The organism is Variovorax paradoxus (assembly GCF_030815855.1).
GTDB classification, from domain to species: Bacteria; Pseudomonadota; Gammaproteobacteria; order Burkholderiales; family Burkholderiaceae_C; genus Variovorax; species Variovorax paradoxus_M.
This window is the reverse complement of sequence record NZ_JAUSXG010000001.1, coordinates 2626568-2644926: the sequence shown is the minus strand read 5'-3', so window position 1 is coordinate 2644926 and position 18359 is coordinate 2626568. Positions and strand designations below refer to the sequence as shown.

Here is an 18359-nt window from a genome sequence, read left to right as displayed (position 1 = left end):
CGTTGTTGTTACGAGCATTGATGCTCGGTGTCCGGGAGCGCAAGACACGCCGGAAAGCCGCTCCTTCGGCGGTCAGGACTGTCCTACCGTCAGCGTCGGCCTGGGAGCCGCGTCGATCCGTTCAGAGCCGGGCGAGGCGATCCAGCGCGGAATTCAGCGTCTCGTCCTTCTTGGCAAAGCAGAAACGGACCACGCGCTGATCGAAGCCGTTGCCGTAGAACGCCGACAGCGGAATGGCCGCCACGCCGATCTCGCTGGTGAGCCACAGGCAGAAGTCGGCCTCGGACAGGTCGCTGACCGCCGAGATGTCGACGCACTGGAAATAGCTGCCCTCGCTGCGCAGCAGCTTGAAGCGGGTTTTCTCGGCGAGCCCTGCGGCAAAAAGGTCGCGCTTGCGCTGGTAGAAGGCCGGAAGCTCGAGGTACGGCTTCGGATCGGCCATGTACTGCGCGAGCGCATGCTGCATGGGCGTGTTCACGGTGAACACGTTGAACTGGTGCACCTTGCGGAACTCCGCCATGAGCGGCGCCGGCGCCGCAACGAAGCCGACCTTCCAGCCGGTGACGTGATAGGTCTTGCCGAAGCTGCTCACGATGAAGCTGCGCGCCGCCAGGCCCGGGAAGCGGGCCACGCTTTCGTGCTGCGCGCCGTCGTAGATCATGTGCTCGTACACCTCGTCGGCAATCACGAACACGTCGGTCGGGGCCAGCAGCTCTTCGAGCTTGCGCATTTCGGCCGCGGTCCAGATCGTGGCGCTCGGGTTGTGCGGCGTGTTGACGATGATGGCGCGCGTGCGCGGCGAGAGCGCCGCGGCAATCTTGTCGAAGTCGGGCCGGAAGGTGCCAGGCACCAGCGGCACGCGCACCACGCTGCCGCCTGCGAGTTCGATATTGGGCACGTAGCTGTCGTAGCAGGGCTCCAGGACGATCACCTCGTCGCCTGCGCGTACCACGGCAAGAATGGCCGTGAGGATGGCCTGCGTGGCGCCCGCGGTCACCGTGATCTCGGTGGCCGCGCTGTAGCTGTGGCCGTAGAGCGCGGCGATCTTGCCGGCAATGGCTTCGCGCAGCGCCGGAATGCCGGGCATCGGCGGGTATTGGTTGTGGCCCGCGGCCATGGCGGCCGTCACGTCTTCGAGCAGCTTCGGGTCGCATTTGAAATCGGGGAAGCCCTGGCCGAGGTTGACCGCGTTCTTCTCCGTTGCCAGTGCGGACATCACGGTGAAGATGGTGGTGCCGACGGCGGGCAGCTTGGTGGCGATCTCCGGCGTGCGGGGGGCGGAAAGAACAGTGCTCATGGTCGTGGTCGAAAGCTGGGGCTGCTGAATATCAAAGATCGTAGTCTTGCTGATGTCCGCTCAGGGCCTTCGCGATCAGGTTGCGGTCGAGCCGGTCGGACAGCAGCTCGGCAAACTTGAACACGAAGTTGCGCAGGTAGGCGCTGCGCTTGAACGCCACGCGCGCGATGTTCTGGCCGAACACGTGGCCCATGGGGCGCACCACGAGGTCCGCGTTCGACTCGTCGCGCACCGCCATTTCGGCCACGATGCCCACACCCAGGCCCAGGCGCACATAGGTCTTGATCACGTCGGAGTCGATGGCTTCGAGCGCGATGCGCGGCGTGAGTTTTTTCTGCGCAAAGGCGTGGTCGATGCGCGTGCGGCCCGTGAACGACGGGTGGTAGGTAATGATGGGTTCGAGCGCCAGGTCTTCGAGCGAAATGCGCTCCTTGGCGGCCAGCGGATGGTCCTTGGGGAGCACCAGCACGTGCTGCCATTCATAGCAGGGCAGGGTCACGAGCTCGGTGTAGTCCGCGAGCGATTCGGTGGCAATGCCCACCTCGGCAATTTCGTCGATCACCATGCGTGCCACCTGGTCGGGCGAGCCCTGGTGCAGGCTCACGTTGACCTTCGGATAGGCCTCGCGCAGCCTGGCCACGGGCACCGGCAGCACGTAGCGCGCCTGGGTGTGCGTGGTGGCAATGGAGAGGGTGCCGCTGTCCTGCGCGCTGAACTGCTCGCCGATGCGCTTGAGGTTGCCGACTTCGCGCATGATCAGTTCGATGCTCGCGATGACATGCTGGCCCGGCTCGGTGACCCGCTTCAGGCGCTTGCCATGGCGGGCGAAGATCTCGACGCCGAGCTCTTCCTCGAGTTCGATGATGGCCTTGGACACGCCAGGCTGCGAGGTATGCAGCGCCTTGGCCGCCTCGGTGAGGTTCAGGTTGCGCCGCACGGCTTCCTGAACAAACTTGAACTGGTGCAGATTCATATCAAATTCCGTCTTATTGCGGAATTCATTATGCCTTCGGAGTCTATCGAAATAGCCCCGAGATCAAGATTTGCTTGCGATTCTGGCCAGCAATTCGACCAGTTCGGGCTCCTCGCCCACGATGTTGGCGAGCTGGAATTCGACCTGCGGCCAGGTTCCGCGCAGCGCGTCGAGCTGCAGCGGCAGGTCTTCGCGGGCGTGCTTGCCCATGCCGAGAAACAACGGAACGACGCGGAGCGCCCGCGCACCGCTCGCAATCAGGGCCGCCGCGGCGGTGCGCAGGTCGGGCGCGGCCAGCTCCATGTAGGCGCAGACCACCCGGGCCTGCGGGTCGAGCACCGTGACGCGCGCGGCCACGGCCTCGATGGGTTCGCGCCAACGCTCGTCGCGCGAACCGTGGGCCAGAAGGATGATGCCCTTCGTGCTTCCCGTCGTCATGCCGGCCTTCCCTGGTCTTCTATCTTCGAAGCACCAGCCAGCTGAACGCGGCAAGCGACATGACCGAATAAATGAGCCCCGGCGCCGCCGCTGTTAGCCATGGCGACCAGTTGCTCAGGTTGCCGAGGTAGCCGAACACGTTGTTCAAGAGGAAGAAGCTGATGCCGATCATCACGCCGCCGAACACGTAGGTGGTAATGCCGGCCTGGCGGAAGTGCAGGTAGGCAAAGGGCAGGGCGAGCACCACCATCACGAGGCACGAGAGCGGGTAGAAGACCTTGCGCCAGAACTGGATCTCGTAGCGCTGCGCGGTCTGTCCGTTGGCTTCGAGGTGGCTGATGTAGTCGAACAGGTCGATGGTGCTCATGCGGTCGGGCCGCAAGAGTGCGACGGACACCATCTCGGCCGTGAGCGTGGTCGGCCAGTCGAGCTGCGGCACCCGGCTGGTCAGGATGTGAGCCTTGTTAGCGTCGCTGCGCGTGTCGTAGTCTTGCAACTCGACATCCGACAGCACCCAGCGGTCGTCCAGAATGCGCGCGGAAGTCGCGAGGAGCTGCTTGCGCACGTAGCCATTGGCATCGAACTCGAAGATGCGCGCATTCCTGAGGGAGCCATCGCGCGAGATGGACAGCACGTTGACGGCGTAGGACACGTTGTCACGCTTCTCCTTGAGCCATGCCCCCGTATTGCCGACCAGAGAAAAGGTGCCCTGGTATCGCGACTTGAGCAATTGGCCCGTGCGCTCGGACATGGGGGCGATGTAGTCGCCGATGGCAAAGGTCAGAAAAACAAATCCGACGCCCAGCAGCAGCAGTGTGCGCAGGGCGCGCCAGGGGCCGAGGCCGCTGGTGCGAAGAATCGTGTATTCGGAGCTTTGCGCCAGGCGTGCCATCACGAAGATGCAGCCGATCAGCACGGTGATCGGGAGCAGCTCGTACAGGTGGCTCGGAATCAGCAAGGTCACGTAGATCAGGGCCTGCGCCGGCCCATAGGCCAGGCTTTCGGGTTTGCCGATGGATTGCAGTTCGTCGACGAAGTCGAAGAAGAAGAACAGGCTCAGGAAGCCGAGTGTCACGAAAGCCACGGCCTTCAGTGCCTCGACATAGATCAGGCGTCGGATTGTTTTCACGTGGTCGGGTCGATCTTGGTGGGCTGGGACGGCAGGCCGCCGGGAATGACCCGCTCCACCTTGCGTCGCCGACCCCAGTTGTTATTGCGCAAAACCAGCCATGCGACGCCGATCAGCAGCACGCCGCCGTGAAGCAGCAGCATGAACGAACCCATGCTGTAGCGCCCGGAGCTGATCCAGCTCTGGCCGAGGTTGAGCATGTTGTAGTAGACGACGAAGGCGAACAGCGCAAACAGCAGGTTGCCGCTGCGTCCCACGCGCGGGTTGACGCTCGACACGGCCAATGCGAGCAGCACGAAGTTGATGGCGGCCAGCAGCATGCCGATGCGCCATGCCAGTTCGCCGCGGCTCGCGTCGCCGGGCTCCCGCAGGAGCTGAAGCGTCGGCTTGGCGCGCGCCGGCGTGGTGTCGGCTGTAAAGGCGTTGTTGCCGCCCGCCCGGGTGCCGTAAGTCTCGAATTCGCTGATCTTGAGGCCCGAGGTCGCGGTGGGCAGCAGCGGGCGCTCGAGCCGCTGGCCGTTGCTCAGCATCAGGTAGCGGTGCTCGCCGACGTTCTCGATGCGTCCGCTGCGCGCGGAGGTGGTGATCTGCAGACCCCGCTCGATGGCCCAGATGAACACGTTGGTCGCCGTGGCGCCGTCCGGCGTGTCCTTGTCGATGAAAAAGACACGGATGCGACCGGCCGATTCGCGGAATTCGCCGGGCGTGACGCGCTCGATGTCGCTGCGCTGTTCGTATTGCGCGCGCATGCCGATGGTCTGCGAGTTGGCCCAGGGCCAGCCCAGCAGCGCCATCACCGCAATCAGCGCGAGCACCGGCCAGGCAAAGCGGAACAGTGGCTGGACGAAATCGGCGAGGCCGCGCCCGCTGGAAAACCAGATCACCATTTCGCTGTCGCGGTACATGCGCGACAAGGTGCCGACAATGGCGATGAACAGGCTCAGGCTCAGGATGGTCGGCATGTAGCCGAGCACCGTGTACGCCATCACCAGGAACACTTCGGACGGGTTCACGCTGCCCTTGGAGGCGAGTCCGAGCGTGCGGATGAGCATCATGGTCATCACGATGGTGACCAGGACGACGAGGGTCGCTCCGAAGCTGCGCGACAGCTCCTTGCGTAGGGAAGAATGGAATAACATCGTTCGAGGAAAAAAAGGATTATGGACTTTCAGCTCAAGACCCTCACCGTCGCCCGCGCCGCGGCCGAAAAATCCGACGTACTCATCGTGCTCGTCGGCAGCGTCCCCATCACCGCCAAGGACCCGCTTTCCGCACTGATTGCCAGCGCGCGCAAGGCCGGCGACCTGCCCGACAAGGCCGGCAAGCTGCTCACGCTCTACCAGCCGAACGAAGTGGTGGCGTCGCGCGTCGTGCTCGCGGCCATCGGCGACGGCAAGCCCGCGTCGGTGCGCAGCGGCGTCATTGCGGCGGTCAATGCGGCCAAGGCCCATGGACCGAAGCGGGTGGTGGTCGTGTTCGCGCACGAAGCCGACAGCGCGGCGGTGGGGTGCGCCGTTTCCGCGGCGGCCGACGCCAGCTACGTCTACACCACGACCAAGTCGAAGGCCTCGAACGGCGAGGGCGGGCGCACCATTCGCAACCTCACGCTCGGCGTGGCCGATGCCGCCGCGGTGAGCAAGGCCTTCGACGAAGCCCGCGCCACGGTGTCCGGCATCGAGCTTGCCAAGGAATGGGGCAACCGGCCCGGTAACTATTGCACGCCCACCTTGCTGGCCGATGCCGCCAAGGACCTGGCCAAGCTGCCCCGCATCAAGTGCGAGGTCCTGGGCCCGAAGGAAGTGCAGAAACTCGGCATGGGCTCGTTCGCCGCCGTGGCGCAAGGCTCGGCCGAGCCGCTGCGCTTCATCGTGCTGCGCTACCAGGGCGGCCCCAAGGACGAGGCGCCCGTGGTGCTGGTCGGCAAGGGCATTACCTTCGACACCGGTGGCGTCTCGCTCAAGCCGGCCGCCGAAATGGACGAGATGAAGTTCGACATGTGCGGCGCAGCCAGCGTGCTCGGTACCTTCCGTGCGTTGGGCGAAATCCAGCCGGCGATCAACGTGGTCGGCCTGGTGCCCTCGTGCGAGAACATGAACGACGGCCGCGCGATCAAGCCCGGGGACGTGGTCACCAGCATGAGCGGGCAGACCATCGAGGTGCTGAACACCGACGCGGAAGGGCGCCTCATCCTTTGCGACGCGCTGACGTACGCGAAGCGCTTCGATCCGGCCGCCGTGATCGACATCGCCACGCTCACCGGGGCCTGCGTGGTGGCGCTGGGCGGCGTGCGCAGCGGCCTTTTCACGGCCGACGAAGCGCTGGCCTCCGCGCTGCAGGCGGCCGGAGAAGCATCGCAAGACCGTTGCTGGCGCCTGCCGCTCGACGACGAATATGCCGACGGCCTCAAGAGCAACTTTGCCGACGTCGCCAACGTGGCGGGCCGCGCCGGCGGCGCCATTACCGCGGCCAAGTTCCTGCAGCGCTTCGCCGGCGATTTCGCCTGGGCGCACCTGGACATCGCGGGAACGGCCTGGAAGAGCGGGGCGGCCAAGGGGTCGACCGGGCGGCCGGTGGGCCTGCTGGTGTCGTATCTGATGGAACGCGCACGCAGCGGGGCAGCCAAGGCGGCACCGCCGAAGGCCGCGCGCAAGAACGCCGGCCCGGTCAGCCGAAAGGCCCGGTCCGCACAGTGACGGAAATCGGCTTTCATTTCAATACGCCGGACAAGGTCAACTACGCCTGCCGGCTGGTTCGAAAGGCCGTGAGCGCGCGCGGGCTGCGCGTGGTCGTGGTGGGCGAGGCCCCGATGCTGGAGGCGGTCGATGCCGCGCTCTGGCAGCTGGCGCCCTCCGACTTCATCGCCCATTGCCGCGGCGACGCACCGGCGCACATGCTGGCCCGTTCGCCGGTCATTCTTTGCGCCGAGGGCGCCGATGCCGCATCGCTTCCGCACCGGGAGATGCTCGTGAACCTGGGGCCCGAGGTTCCGGCCGGCTTCGAGCGCTTCGAGCGCCTGATCGATATCGTGAGCGACGAGGCGGTAGACCGGCAGATCGGCCGGTCGCGCTGGCGCCACTATGCCGACCGGGGCTACACCATCCAGCCGCACGACTTTGCAAGGAGCGCCTCCTGATGGCCAGCACCCTGCGTACACCGCCCAAGTTCGTTCCCACGCTGACCACGGTGCTCGATCTGCCGGCCGAACCCGTGGCGGCCGAGGTGGCCAAACCTCCCCCAAGCTCGCCGGCACCGCCGGTCGACCTCGCCGAGGCCGTTGCATTGCCCCCGGCCGAGCAGCGTTCCGAGGCCGAAATCGTGCGCCTCGAAGAGCAGCTTCTGCACCGCGTGCTGCAGCGCGTGGACCTGTCTCTGGAAGAGCGTTTGAGCGACGCGGTGTCGGCCGCCGTTCAGCAGCAACTCGATGCCATGGTGCCTCGGCTGCGTGGAGAAATCGAGGCCGTATTGCGCGCGTTGGTGATCGAAGCCATGGCCGCCGAACTCTCCGAAAACACAGGGTCTACGCCAGCTTCCGGAGCATAAAGCTTCAGCTAAACTGCGCGCCAGGTCGGTAGGCGGGAGGGTGCCGCTGGTCTGCGGCGCGGAACTTGCGAGGTCTGCGCGCCCGGATCACACGACCGGTTCTTAGTTTTATTTATCCATGTTCTGGAGGTTCTCATGCAATTGAAATGGACTGCGGTCGCACTGGCTGCTCTCACGCTGGTGGCTTGCGGCAAGAAAGAAGAAGCTGCTGCACCCGCCGCACCGGCGCCCACGGCAGCGGCTCCGGCACCTGCAGCGCCTCCGGCCGACGCACTGATCGTCAAGATCGGCCACGTTGCGCCCACCAGCGGTCCGATTGCCCACCTTGGCAAGGACAACGAGTTCGGCGCCAAGATGGCCATCGAAGACCTCAATGCCAAGGGCCTCAAGATCGGCGACAAGGTTGCCAAGTTCGAACTGCTGGCAGAAGACGACGCCGGCGATCCGAAGCAAGGCACCGCAGTGGCCCAGAAGCTGGTCGACAGCAAGGTCAACGGTATCGTGGGCCACCTGAATTCGGGCACCACCATCCCCGCATCGAAGCTCTACAGCGACGCCGGCATTCCGCAGGTTTCGCCATCAGCCACCAACCCCAAGTACACGCGCCAAGGCTTCAAGACCACGTTCCGCGTGGTGGCCGACGACACGCAACTCGGCGGCACGCTGGGCAAGTACGCGGTCGAAACGCTCAAGGGCAAGAACATTGCCGTGATCGACGACCGCACGGCCTACGGCCAAGGCGTTGCCGAAGAATTCGAGAAGGCGGCCAAGGCTGCCGGCGCGACCATCGTCGGCCACGAATTCACGACCGACAAGTCGACCGACTTCAACGCCATCCTGACCAAGCTCAAGGCTTCCAAGCCCGACGTGCTGTTCTTCGGCGGCATGGATGCCGTGGGCGGCCCGATGCTCAAGCAGGTCAAGCAACTCGGCCTGAACGTCAAGTTCATGGGCGGCGACGGCCTGTGCACCGGCGAACTGCCGAAGCTGGCTGGCGATGCCATCGGCGAAGAGATGGTGGTTTGCGCCGAAGCCGGTGGTGTCGATGGCGACTTCAAGCAGCCGCTGGAAGACTTCAAGGTCAAGTTCAAGGCCAAGAACGGCGTGGACGTGCAGATCTACGCACCGTACGTGTACGACGCCGTCAACGTCCTGGCCGAAGCCATGGTCAAGGCCGGTTCTTCCGACCCTGAAAAGTACCTGCCGGAAGTCGGCAAGGTGCAATACAAGGGCGTGACCGGCCCGATCGCCTTCGACGAAAAGGGCGACATCAAGAACGGCGCGCTGACGCTCTTCACCTACAAGGGTGGCGTGCGTACGCAGATCGCCGTGGTGCGCTGATCGGCGCCATGACAGCGCGCAGCAATGCGCAAAAAGAGAAAGGGCCTTCGGGCCCTTTTTTCATGGCTGCCAGCCGCTGGCACCCGTCGGATCAAACCAGGGCGGCATGCCCCGAGGGGCGGTCGGTGTTGCAGTAGTCGATGAAGGCGTCGAGGTCGCGCGACTTGTCGAAGACGGCATCGGCGCCCAGTGCCTGGCAGCGTGCGCGAATGTCGGCTGTCACGTAGTTGCTCAGCACCACCGCGCGCTGGCCCGGCCCGCGCGTCTTGCAGCCCGAGAGCACGCCGAGGCCGGAGCCTTCCTTCAGGAACAGATCGATGATGAGCAACTGCCAGTCATGCGGATGGGCGGCGAGCCAAGCGAGCGCGGCCGACTCGGTTTCGGCAAAACCGACGACCTGGCCATTGACCAGATCCTCGAGGGCCGGCACGAGGTTGTCTCTGATGGTCTTGTTGTCCTCGACGAGGAACGTGATGAGGGCCATGCCGTGTTTCGCTTTGAGAACCAATAGCGTAGCGTGCCGGACGTGTCCGCAGCGTAGGAGAAAAGGATAAGGATCAATCCATTCCGCCGGGACGGACCGTCAAAGCGCTCAGTCCGCACCGCCGGATCGGATCCTTGCCTTGAGTTCCTCGGCTTCCGCCTGGCTTTCGTCGCGCTCGGCGGTGACCTCGAGGCGCTTTTCGATTTCTTCGCTCAAGGCGGCGTTCACCTCGGCCAGCGTTTCCGCCGACTTGGCCAGCTTTTCCTCGAGCTGGCTGGTGTGCTCGATGGCCTGGGCCACGTCACCCACCTGTACCTCTTCAGGCAGCCCCTGCTCGAGAACCGTGTTCACGATCGCGAGGTTGTCCGATGCCCGCTGCACATCGGCGGCAACCGCTTCGGTCTTCTCCAATGTCTGTTCGAGTGACGTATCGCCGCCCGATGAAGTTTGTTGCTGTCCGGCCATCCGGGCTCCTTTGCAGGCGTGAAAAGTAAGACCTTTGGATCGTACTGCCAGACGGCCGCGGCCGGCAGGGCAGACCACGTTGCTGAAGTACAACGCAGCAACAAAAAAGCCCAAGAAGCTTGGGGCAACTCGGGCTTTTCTACTTTCTCTGCATGTTCGCGAACGGTTACGAACAATCAATCTCTGGCGGAGCAGGCGGGATTCGAACCCGCGGAGGGCTATTAACCCTCACACGCTTTCCAGGCGTGCGACTTAAACCGCTCATCCACCGCTCCTGAGCCTTCGATTGTAGCAGTCGCTCAAGCCGGATTTTGCGGCTTGCCGGCTTGAACCATGCGCATGGCCGAGGCGATGAGTGCGGCCGTTTCGGTCATGTTGCTCGGAACGATCAGCGTGGTCTTGGCATCGGCCGCAACCTTGCCGTAGGCATCGACCGCGCGTTCGGCCACCTTGAGCTGCACCGCCTGTTCGCCGCCGGGCTGGCGGATGGCTGCCGCTACGCGTTCGATGGCGTCGGCGGTGGCGGTGGCCACGGCCGTGATGGCGGCCGCCTCGCCCTGGGCGTTGTTGATCTGGGCTTGCTTCTCGCCCTCGGAGCGTGCGATGAAGGCTTCGCGCTCGCCCGTGGCGATGTTGATCTGCTCCTGGCGGCGGCCTTCGGAGGCCGCGATAAGGGCGCGCTTGCCGCGCTCGGCGGTGATCTGCGCCTGCATGGCCAGCAGGATTTCCTTGGGCGGCGTCAGGTCCTTGATTTCGTAGCGCAGCACCTTCACGCCCCAGTTGAGCGCCGCCTCGTCGATGGCCGCGACAACCTGGGCGTTGATGACGTCGCGCTCCTCGAAGGTCTTGTCGAGCTCGAGCTTGCCGATCACGCTGCGCAGCGAGGTTTGCGCCAGCTGCGTCACGGCCACGATGTAGTTCGACGAGCCGTAGCTTGCGCGCATCGGGTCGGTCACCTGGAAATAAAGGATGCCGTCCACCTGCAGCTGGGTGTTGTCCCGCGTGATGCAGATCTGGCTCGGCACGTCGAGCGGGATTTCCTTCAGGCTGTGCTTGTAGGCCACCCGGTCGATGAACGGGATCAGGAAGTTGGGCCCGGGCGTCATGGTGCCGTGGTACTTGCCCAGGCGCTCGCGCACCCAGGCGTTCTGCTGCGGCACGAACTTGACCGACTGGCTGATGAAGATGATCGCAATGACCAGGATGATGATGGGAACTGAATATTCCATGATGTTTCTCCTCTTGAGTTCTGTTCAGGTCTTCTCGACCACGAGGCGGCTGCCGATGACTTCGATCACGCGGTGCTCGCCGGTGGCGAGAGCCTGGCCAGCGCGCGAGACCACGGTCCATTGAGCGCCCCGGTAGCGCACGGTGGCCGTGCCGTCGAGGTTCCACCCCTCGATATGGATGATCTCACCGATGTCCAGGTTGACGTCGCGATTCGACCCTGTGGCTGGCGCCGCCGGCTGCCGGCGCTGCACGGCATACCAGACCAGCACGGCGCCCACGCCGACCACTGCGGCCACCACCAGCTGCACGACCGTCCCGGCGCCCATGTGGGCCGCAATGGCTGCGGCTGCGAAGCCGGTCGCCAGCAGCAACAGGTAAACGGTGCCGGACAGCAACTCGAGCACGATCGCGGCTCCCGCTATCAGCCACCAGATGGTGGAATTCGCCATGTCTTCTCCTCTTTGATGGACGCACGACATTCTGAGTCAAAAGCTCACGCAATCCTTCATCCGAATTCCGTACACTTCGCGCCTCGCCTCATTGCCCTGTCCGGAGCCCCGCTCATGAAATTTCGCTTTCCCATCGTCATCATCGACGAGGACTTCCGTTCCGAAAACACTTCGGGCCTCGGCATTCGCGCGCTCGCGCAGGCCTTCGAGAGCGAGGGCTTCGAGGTGCTGGGCGTCACGAGCTACGGCGACCTGAGCCAGTTCGCCCAGCAGCAAAGCCGGGCCAGCGCCTTCATCCTGTCGATCGACGACGAGGAATTCACCGTGGGCCCCGACCTCGACCCGGCCGTGCTCAGCCTGCGCAGCTTCATCGGCGAGGTGCGGCGCAAGAACGCCGATGTGCCGATCTATATTTACGGCGAAACCAAGACCTCGCGCCATATCCCGAACGACATCCTGCGGGAGTTGCATGGCTTCATCCACATGTTCGAGGACACGCCGGAATTCGTGGCGCGCCACATCATCCGTGAGGCCAAGAGCTACCTCGAGGGCGTGCAGCCGCCGTTCTTCAAGGCGTTGATCGATTACGCTGAAGACGGTTCGTACTCGTGGCACTGCCCCGGCCACTCCGGTGGCGTGGCGTTCCTGAAGAGCCCGGTGGGCCAGATGTTCCACCAGTTCTTCGGCGAGAACATGCTGCGCGCCGACGTCTGCAACGCGGTGGAAGAGCTCGGCCAGTTGCTCGACCATACCGGCCCCGTGGCGGCCAGCGAGCGCAACGCAGCGCGCATCTTCAATGCCGACCATTGCTTCTTCGTGACCAACGGCACCAGCACCAGCAACAAGATGGTGTGGCACCACACGGTGGCGCCCGACGACGTGGTGGTGGTCGACCGCAACTGCCACAAGTCGATCCTGCACGCGATCATCATGACCGGCGCGATTCCGGTGTTCATGAAGCCCACGCGCAACCACTTCGGCATCATCGGGCCGATTCCGAAGAGCGAGTTCGAGCAGAGCGCGATCAAGGCCAAGATCAAGGCCAACCCGCTGCTCGCCGACGTGGACCCCAACAAGGTCAAGCCGCGCGTGATGACGCTCACCCAGTCGACCTACGACGGCGTCATCTACAACACCGAGACCATCAAGAACATGCTCGACGGCTACGTCGACACGCTGCACTTCGACGAGGCCTGGCTGCCGCATGCGGCCTTCCACCCGTTCTATGGCGCTTATCACGCCATGGGCAAGCGCCGCGTGCGGCCGAAGGAATCGCTGGTGTTCGCGACGCAGTCGACCCATAAGTTGCTCGCCGGCATCAGCCAGGCCAGCCATGTGCTGGTGCAGGACTCGCAGAACCGCGCGCTCGACCGCGACCTGTTCAACGAGGCCTACCTGATGCACTCGTCGACCAGCCCGCAGTACGCGATCATCGCGAGCTGCGACGTGGCCGCGGCCATGATGGAGCCGCCCGGCGGCACCGCGCTGGTGGAGGAGAGCATTCTCGAAGCGCTCGATTTCCGCCGCGCCATGCGCAAGGTCGAGGACGAGTTCGGCAAGGACGAGTGGTGGTTCAAGGTCTGGGGCCCCGAGAAGCTCGTCGACGAAGGCATCGGCCGCGCCGAAGACTGGATCATGACGGGCGAGAAGAACGGCAAGCCGAAGAACAAGAAGTCCCCGCGAAACTGGCACGGCTTCGGCGAGCTGGCCGACGGCTTCAACATGCTCGACCCGATCAAGTCGACCATCGTCACGCCGGGCCTCGACCTCGAGGGCAACTTCGCCGAGACGGGCATTCCCGCGAGCGTGGTCACCAAGTTTCTCGCCGAGCACGGCGTGATTGTGGAGAAGACCGGGCTCTACAGCTTCTTCATCATGTTCACCATCGGCATCACCAAGGGCCGTTGGAACACACTGCTCACGGCGCTGCAGCAGTTCAAGGACGACTACGCGCGCAACCAGCCGATGTGGCGCATCCTGCCGGAGTTCTGCCAGCAGCATCCGGGCTACGAGCGCCTGGGCCTGCGCGACCTGTGCCAGCACATCCACCAGCTCTACGCACGCTACGACGTGGCGCGCCTCACGACCGAGATGTACCTGAGCGATCTCACGCCGGCCATGAAGCCCAGCGACGCCTTTGCCCACATTGCGCACCGCAAGACCGAGCGCGTGGAAATCGACGAGCTCGAAGGCCGCATCACCACCAGCCTGATCACGCCGTATCCGCCGGGCATTCCGTTGCTCATTCCGGGCGAGGTGTTCAACAAGAAGATCGTCGACTACCTCAAGTTCTCGCGCGAGTTCAACCTGCAGTGCCCGGGCTTCGAGACCGACATCCACGGTTTGGTCGCGCGCATCGACGAAACCGGCAAGAAGCGCTACTACGCGGACTGCGTGGCGGCGCCGAAGAAATAAGTAGAGAGAGGAAGAGGGCGGCGCGCGGCGAGCGCGCTGCTGCGCTTCAGGAGGGCAGGTCGATGCGCACTCGCATGAAGCGGGCAAACCTCGGCAGGCCGCTGGCGTTCGTGCCGTTGAAGCGGTAGGTCACCCAGCTTCCGACCGCGGGTGGATTCTCGCGCTCGGCGTCGGTCAGGCCGGTGCCGAGCTTGAAGCGCTTGCCGTCGGGTGTTTCTACCAGCAGCGCACCGAGGCGGCTGCTGTGCTTGCCTTTGCCCTGCACATGGCCCACCACGCGGGCCTCGGCGTCTTCATGCGGCTTCACCTTGAGCAGGTCGCTATTGCGTTCGGCGCGGTAAAGCGATCCGCCCCGGTGCAGCATGAGGCCTTCACCGCCCATCTTCACAGTCTTGTCGAGCAGCGCCTGCAAGTCCGCATGCGTGGTGGCGCGCTCTTGCGGCACGGGGATGACCCACGGTGCGCCGGTGATCGGCAGCAGTTTTCGCAGCGCGGCCAGCCGCGCCGTGAAATCGCCGCCCTGGGCCGGCAGGTCGAACACCATGAAGCGCATGCTGTGCCAGGCCGTGTCGTTGGGCGTCTGGCTGCGAACGGTGGAAACCGCATGCGAAAACTGACCCCGGCCGGCCCACAACTCGCCGTCGAGTGGCTGCTTCGGAAGCGGCGCGGTGAACCAGGCCGGTGCCACCACCGGCTCGCCGCCACGCGTCCAGAGCCGCTTGCCGTCCCAGTAGCCGCGCACCCCGTCGTACTTTTCGCTCACCCAGTAGTCGGCCAGCGACATGCCGGGGCGATAGACCTCGGCCAGCATCAACGCCGGCGCGGCTTCGCGTGCCGCGGCCATGCCCGCCGCCAGTGCGCCAAGGCCGGCGAGCAGGAGGGAGCGTCGGGTTAGCACAGGCCGTTTTTATTCAGCCATGCCCGCCACGACGTTGCTGAAGCCGCCGTCCACATAGGTGATTTCGGCGGTCACGCCGCTGGCGAGGTCGCTCAACAGGAAGGCGGCCACGTTGCCGACTTCCTCGATGGTCACGTTGCGGCGGATCGGAGAGGCATCCGCCACGGCGGACAGCATCTTGCCGAAGCCCTTGATGCCGCTGGCCGCCAGCGTCTTGATCGGGCCGGCGCTGATGCCGTTCACCCGCATGCCCTTGGGGCCGAGCGACGCCGCGGTGTAGCGCACTGAAGCTTCGAGCGAGGCCTTCGCCAGGCCCATGGTGTTGTAGTTGGGCAGCGCGCGTTCGGCGCCCAGGTAAGTCAGCGTCAGCAGTGCCGACTTGTCGTTCAGGTAGGGCAGGGCTGCCTTGGCCATGGCCGGGAAGCTGTACGCGCTGATGTCGTGCGCAATCTTGAAGCCCTCGCGCGACAGGCCCTCGAGAAAATCGCCCGCGATGGCTTCACGCGGGGCGAAGCCGATGCTGTGCACGAAGCCGTCGAACTTGGGCCAGGTCTGCGCCAGATCGGCGAAGAGCTTGTCGATCTGTGCGTCGTCGCCCACGTCGCAATCGAAAATCAGCTTCGAGTCGAAATCGGCGGCGAATTCGGTGATACGGTCCTTGAATCGCTCGCCGACGTAGCTGAAGGCGAGTTCGGCGCCTTGTTCGTGGCACGCCTTGGCGATGCCGTAGGCGATGGAGCGATTGCTCAGCACGCCGGTAATCAACAGTTTTTTGCCAGAAAGAAAGCCCATGAAGTTGCCTCGTGAAAATCTTGGGCAGAATTCTCGCATGCGGTTTCTCCGGGTCTGGTGGTTATTGGTGTGTGCAGCTCCCGTGTGGGCGGCTCACGGGTATGCACTCTGGGACGACCTGAAATACGCGCCGGGCTTCACGTCGTTCGATTACGTCAATCCCGACGCGCCCAAGGGCGGCGAGCTCCGGCTCGTGAGCAATCAGCGTTACTCGACCTTCGACAAGTACAACCCCTTCACGATCAAGGGCGCGCCCCCCGCGTACCTCGACGGCCTGCTGTTCGACTCGCTGCTGACCGGATCGATGGACGAAACCGCCTCGGGTTACGGCCTCCTTGCCGAGGACGTCGCGGTTGCGCCGGACCGCCGCAGCGTCACTTTCCGGCTGCGGCCGGAGGCCCGCTTCCACAACGGCATTCCCGTGGAAGCAGCCGATGTGAAGCACAGCTACGACACGCTGATCGGCCCGTTCACCTCGCCGGGATACAAGACCATGCTGCAGGAGGTCGATGGTGCCGACGTGCTGGACGCGCGCACCATCCGCTTCCGCTTCAAGACACCGAACCGCGAGCTGCCGCTGATCGTCGGCGGCCTGCCGGTCTTCAGCCGCGCCTGGGGCGTGGAGAACGGCAAGGCCAAGCCCTTCGACCAGGTGGTGATGGACATCCCCATCGGCAGCGGCGCATACAAGATCGGGCCGGTGCGCTTCGGCAAGGACATCACCTATGTGCGCGACCCCAATTACTGGGGGCGCAATCTGGCGGTGAACCGCGGCGTCCAGAACTTCGACCGCATCACCGTGAAGATCTACAAGGACAACACGGCCCGCCTCGAGGCGCTGAAGGCAGGGGAGTTCGACATGATGAGCTTCTACTCGGCGGGCGATTGGGCGCGCCGGGTGACGGGCAAGCGCTTCGACTCGGGCGAGCTCATCAAGCAGGAGTTCCCGCACAAGAAGCCCGCCGGCTTCCAGAGCTATGTGCTGAACAGCCGCCGCGAGAAGCTGAGCGATTCGCGCGTGCGGGAGGCGCTCGGCCTTGCGCTGGATTACGAGTGGATGAACCGGCAGATGTTCTACGGCGGCTATCCGCGCGTCAAGGACCTGTTCGGCAACACCGATTGCGAGGCCCAGGGATTGCCTTCGGCTGAAGAGAAGGCGCTGCTCGATCCTTGGCGAGGCAAGATTCCCGACGCCAGCTTCGGCCCCATGTATGCCCCGCCCACTACCGAAGGCGCCGGCCAGTCGCTGCGCAACAACCTTCGGCGGGCGCGGGATCTGCTGAAGTCAGCAGGCTGGGAGTACCGTGACGGCGCATTGCGCAACGCCAAGGGCGAGGCCATGACGCTGGAGTATCTCGACAGCAAGGAGGGCGGCGTGCGCACGGTGTCGCCGTGGATGCGCAACCTCGAGAAGCTCGGCATCTCGCTGAACTTCGCGCCCGTGGACTTCGCGCTGTACCAGGAGCGGCTCGACAGGTTCGAGTTCGACATCACGAGCATCAACTTCCCGGGTACCAACAACCCGGGCCAACAACTGCTCGAGATCTTCGGCAGCAAGGCGGCCAAGACGGAGAGCTCGGGCAACTACATGGGCGTGTCCACGCCGGCGGTCGACGCGCTGCTCAAGCAAATCGTCGAAGCCGACAACAAGGCCGAGCTTCTGCCCGCCTGCCGCGCGCTGGACCGCGTGATCATGCACAGCCACTACCTGATTCCCCAATGGACGCTGATGTCCCACCGCGTCGCCTACGACGACCGGCGGCTGGCGTTCAAGGCGCCGATGCCGCCGTATGCCGGTGCCGAAGCCTGGGTCATGGGCGCCTGGTGGGCCAAGCCGCAGAAACCATAGAAGAGAAAGAAAACAAGCCATGCTCTCCTATGTACTCAAGCGGCTCTTGCTGTTCATCCCCACGCTGCTGGGCGTTTTGCTCGTCACTTTTCTGGTGATCCAGTTCGTGCCGGGCGGGCCGGTGGAGCAATACCTGGCCGAGGCAAAAACCGCGGGCGTCGGCGGCGCCGGTGGCTTCGAGTCGGGCGGTGGTTCGTACCGCGGCAACCAGGGGGTCGACCCCAAGCGGCTCGAACAGATCAAGGCGCTCTACGGCTTCGACAAGCCGCCCCATGAACGCCTCTGGCAGATGCTGGGCCAGTTCGCGCGCTTCGATCTCGGCAGGAGCTTCTTCCAGAACAAGGATGTGTGGACGCTGATTCTCGAAAAGCTGCCGGTGTCGATCAGCCTGGGTCTGTGGACCTTTTTCATCAGCTACGGCGTCGCGGTGCCGCTGGGCGTTGCCAAGGCGGTCAGGGCGGGAACGCGCTTCGACCTGATCAGCACGCTCATCGTGCTGGTCGGCTATGCCATTCCCGGCTTCGTGCTCGGCGTGGCACTGCTGGTGATCTTCGGCGGGCAGCTTCAGTGGTTTCCATTGCGCGGATTGACTTCGTCCAACTGGGACGAACTGAGCTGGGGCGCGCGCATCGTCGACTACCTCTGGCACATCACGCTGCCCGTCACCGCCATGGTGCTCGGCAGCTTCGCGGTAACGGCCATGCTGACCAAGAACGCCTTTCTCGAGGAAATCCGCAAGCAATACGTTCTGACCGCCCGGGCCAAGGGGCTGGGCGAGCGGCAGGTGCTGTGGAAGCATGTGTTCCGCAATGCGCTGATCCCGATCATCACGGGCCTGCCATCGGCTTTCATCGGTGCGTTCTTCGCGGGCTCGCTGCTGATCGAAACCTTGTTCTCCCTCGACGGGCTGGGCCTGCTCGGCTACGAAAGCGTGATCCGGCGCGACTACCCGGTGGTGCTCGGCACGCTGTACCTCTTCACGCTGATCGGCTTGGTGACCAAGCTGATTTCCGATCTCTGCTATGTCTGGGTGGACCCGCGTGTCAAATTCGACTGAAG

General features: G+C 64.4%; 18 protein-coding genes and 1 tRNA gene. 7 read left to right on the top strand and 12 right to left on the bottom strand.

The genetic code is table 11. The annotated features are described in order from the left end of the window. Positions 1 to 121 precede the first annotated feature (121 nt). From QFZ42_RS12395 to lptF, 5 genes are all read right to left on the bottom strand, one after another. Positions 122 to 1297 carry a pyridoxal phosphate-dependent aminotransferase gene (locus QFZ42_RS12395; RefSeq protein WP_307701237.1) on the bottom strand — a complete coding sequence of 392 codons (1176 nt, stop codon included), beginning with the start codon at positions 1295 to 1297 and terminating at the stop codon, positions 122 to 124. Positions 1298 to 1328: 31 nt separating this feature from the next. After that, positions 1329 to 2270, bottom strand: a complete 942-nt coding sequence (locus tag QFZ42_RS12390; protein WP_307701236.1) for a CysB family HTH-type transcriptional regulator — start codon at positions 2268 to 2270, stop codon at positions 1329 to 1331. Between the two features lie 63 nt (positions 2271 to 2333). Further along, the gene (locus QFZ42_RS12385; RefSeq protein ID WP_307701235.1) at positions 2334 to 2708 is read right to left on the bottom strand and encodes a sirohydrochlorin chelatase; all 375 of its coding nucleotides are present in this window, start codon (positions 2706 to 2708) and stop codon (positions 2334 to 2336) included. Between the two features lie 19 nt (positions 2709 to 2727). Further along, entirely contained in the window at positions 2728 to 3837 is a 1110-nt protein-coding gene (gene lptG, locus QFZ42_RS12380; RefSeq protein ID WP_307701234.1) for an LPS export ABC transporter permease LptG, read from the bottom strand. Next, positions 3834 to 4976 carry an LPS export ABC transporter permease LptF gene (gene lptF / locus QFZ42_RS12375; protein WP_307701233.1) on the bottom strand — a complete coding sequence of 381 codons (1143 nt, stop codon included), beginning with the start codon at positions 4974 to 4976 and terminating at the stop codon, positions 3834 to 3836. Before lptF ends, lptG begins: the two co-directional genes overlap by 4 nt. 21 nt (positions 4977 to 4997) lie before the next feature. Between lptF and QFZ42_RS12370 the strand changes: the two genes are divergently transcribed. From QFZ42_RS12370 to QFZ42_RS12355, 4 genes are all read left to right on the top strand, one after another. Then, positions 4998 to 6530: a leucyl aminopeptidase gene (locus QFZ42_RS12370; RefSeq protein ID WP_307701232.1), complete on the top strand. Its 1533-nt coding sequence runs from the start codon at positions 4998 to 5000 to the stop codon at positions 6528 to 6530. After that, positions 6527 to 6970 carry a DNA polymerase III subunit chi gene (locus tag QFZ42_RS12365; RefSeq protein WP_307701231.1) on the top strand — a complete coding sequence of 148 codons (444 nt, stop codon included), beginning with the start codon at positions 6527 to 6529 and terminating at the stop codon, positions 6968 to 6970. Before QFZ42_RS12370 ends, QFZ42_RS12365 begins: the two co-directional genes overlap by 4 nt. Further along, positions 6970 to 7377 carry a hypothetical protein gene (locus QFZ42_RS12360; protein WP_307701230.1) on the top strand — a complete coding sequence of 136 codons (408 nt, stop codon included), beginning with the start codon at positions 6970 to 6972 and terminating at the stop codon, positions 7375 to 7377. The genes QFZ42_RS12365 and QFZ42_RS12360 overlap by 1 nt, the downstream gene beginning before the upstream one ends. Positions 7378 to 7512: 135 nt before the next feature. Then, entirely contained in the window at positions 7513 to 8718 is a 1206-nt protein-coding gene (locus QFZ42_RS12355; protein WP_307701229.1) for a branched-chain amino acid ABC transporter substrate-binding protein, read from the top strand. Between the two features lie 91 nt (positions 8719 to 8809). Here QFZ42_RS12355 and QFZ42_RS12350 read toward each other — a convergent pair whose 3' ends face one another. The 5 genes from QFZ42_RS12350 to QFZ42_RS12330 form a co-directional block, all read right to left on the bottom strand. After that, positions 8810 to 9202, bottom strand: a complete 393-nt coding sequence (locus QFZ42_RS12350) for a response regulator (protein WP_307701228.1) — start codon at positions 9200 to 9202, stop codon at positions 8810 to 8812. A 108-nt stretch (positions 9203 to 9310) separates the two neighbouring features. Continuing rightward, a complete protein-coding gene (locus QFZ42_RS12345; protein WP_307701227.1) occupies positions 9311 to 9760 on the bottom strand; it encodes a hypothetical protein in 450 nt (149 codons plus the stop codon). A 91-nt stretch (positions 9761 to 9851) separates the two neighbouring features. Next, positions 9852 to 9942, bottom strand: a tRNA-Ser gene (locus tag QFZ42_RS12340). Positions 9943 to 9966: 24 nt separating this feature from the next. Beyond that, positions 9967 to 10896, bottom strand: coding sequence for an SPFH domain-containing protein (locus QFZ42_RS12335; protein WP_307701226.1), 930 nt, complete (start codon positions 10894 to 10896; stop codon positions 9967 to 9969). 24 nt (positions 10897 to 10920) lie between these two features. After that, positions 10921 to 11346, bottom strand: a complete 426-nt coding sequence (locus QFZ42_RS12330; RefSeq protein ID WP_307701225.1) for an NfeD family protein — start codon at positions 11344 to 11346, stop codon at positions 10921 to 10923. A 114-nt stretch (positions 11347 to 11460) separates the two neighbouring features. On the opposite strand from QFZ42_RS12330, the gene QFZ42_RS12325 reads away from it, so the two are divergent. Then, positions 11461 to 13761 (top strand): arginine/lysine/ornithine decarboxylase, encoded by a 2301-nt coding sequence (locus tag QFZ42_RS12325; RefSeq protein ID WP_307701224.1) that lies wholly within the window; start codon positions 11461 to 11463, stop codon positions 13759 to 13761. Between the two features lie 46 nt (positions 13762 to 13807). On the opposite strand, the gene QFZ42_RS12320 is transcribed toward QFZ42_RS12325, so the two are convergent. Next, the gene (locus QFZ42_RS12320) at positions 13808 to 14659 is read right to left on the bottom strand and encodes a DNA ligase (protein ID WP_307701223.1); all 852 of its coding nucleotides are present in this window, start codon (positions 14657 to 14659) and stop codon (positions 13808 to 13810) included. A gap of 9 nt (positions 14660 to 14668) precedes the next feature. Beyond that, entirely contained in the window at positions 14669 to 15451 is a 783-nt protein-coding gene (fabI, locus tag QFZ42_RS12315; protein ID WP_157613990.1) for an enoyl-ACP reductase FabI, read from the bottom strand. A 37-nt stretch (positions 15452 to 15488) separates the two neighbouring features. On the opposite strand from fabI, the gene QFZ42_RS12310 reads away from it, so the two are divergent. Next, positions 15489 to 17300: an extracellular solute-binding protein gene (locus tag QFZ42_RS12310; protein ID WP_307701222.1), complete on the top strand. Its 1812-nt coding sequence runs from the start codon at positions 15489 to 15491 to the stop codon at positions 17298 to 17300. A gap of 19 nt (positions 17301 to 17319) precedes the next feature. After that, positions 17320 to 18357, top strand: a complete 1038-nt coding sequence (locus tag QFZ42_RS12305) for a microcin C ABC transporter permease YejB (protein WP_307701221.1) — start codon at positions 17320 to 17322, stop codon at positions 18355 to 18357. Positions 18358 to 18359: the final 2 nt, after the last annotated feature.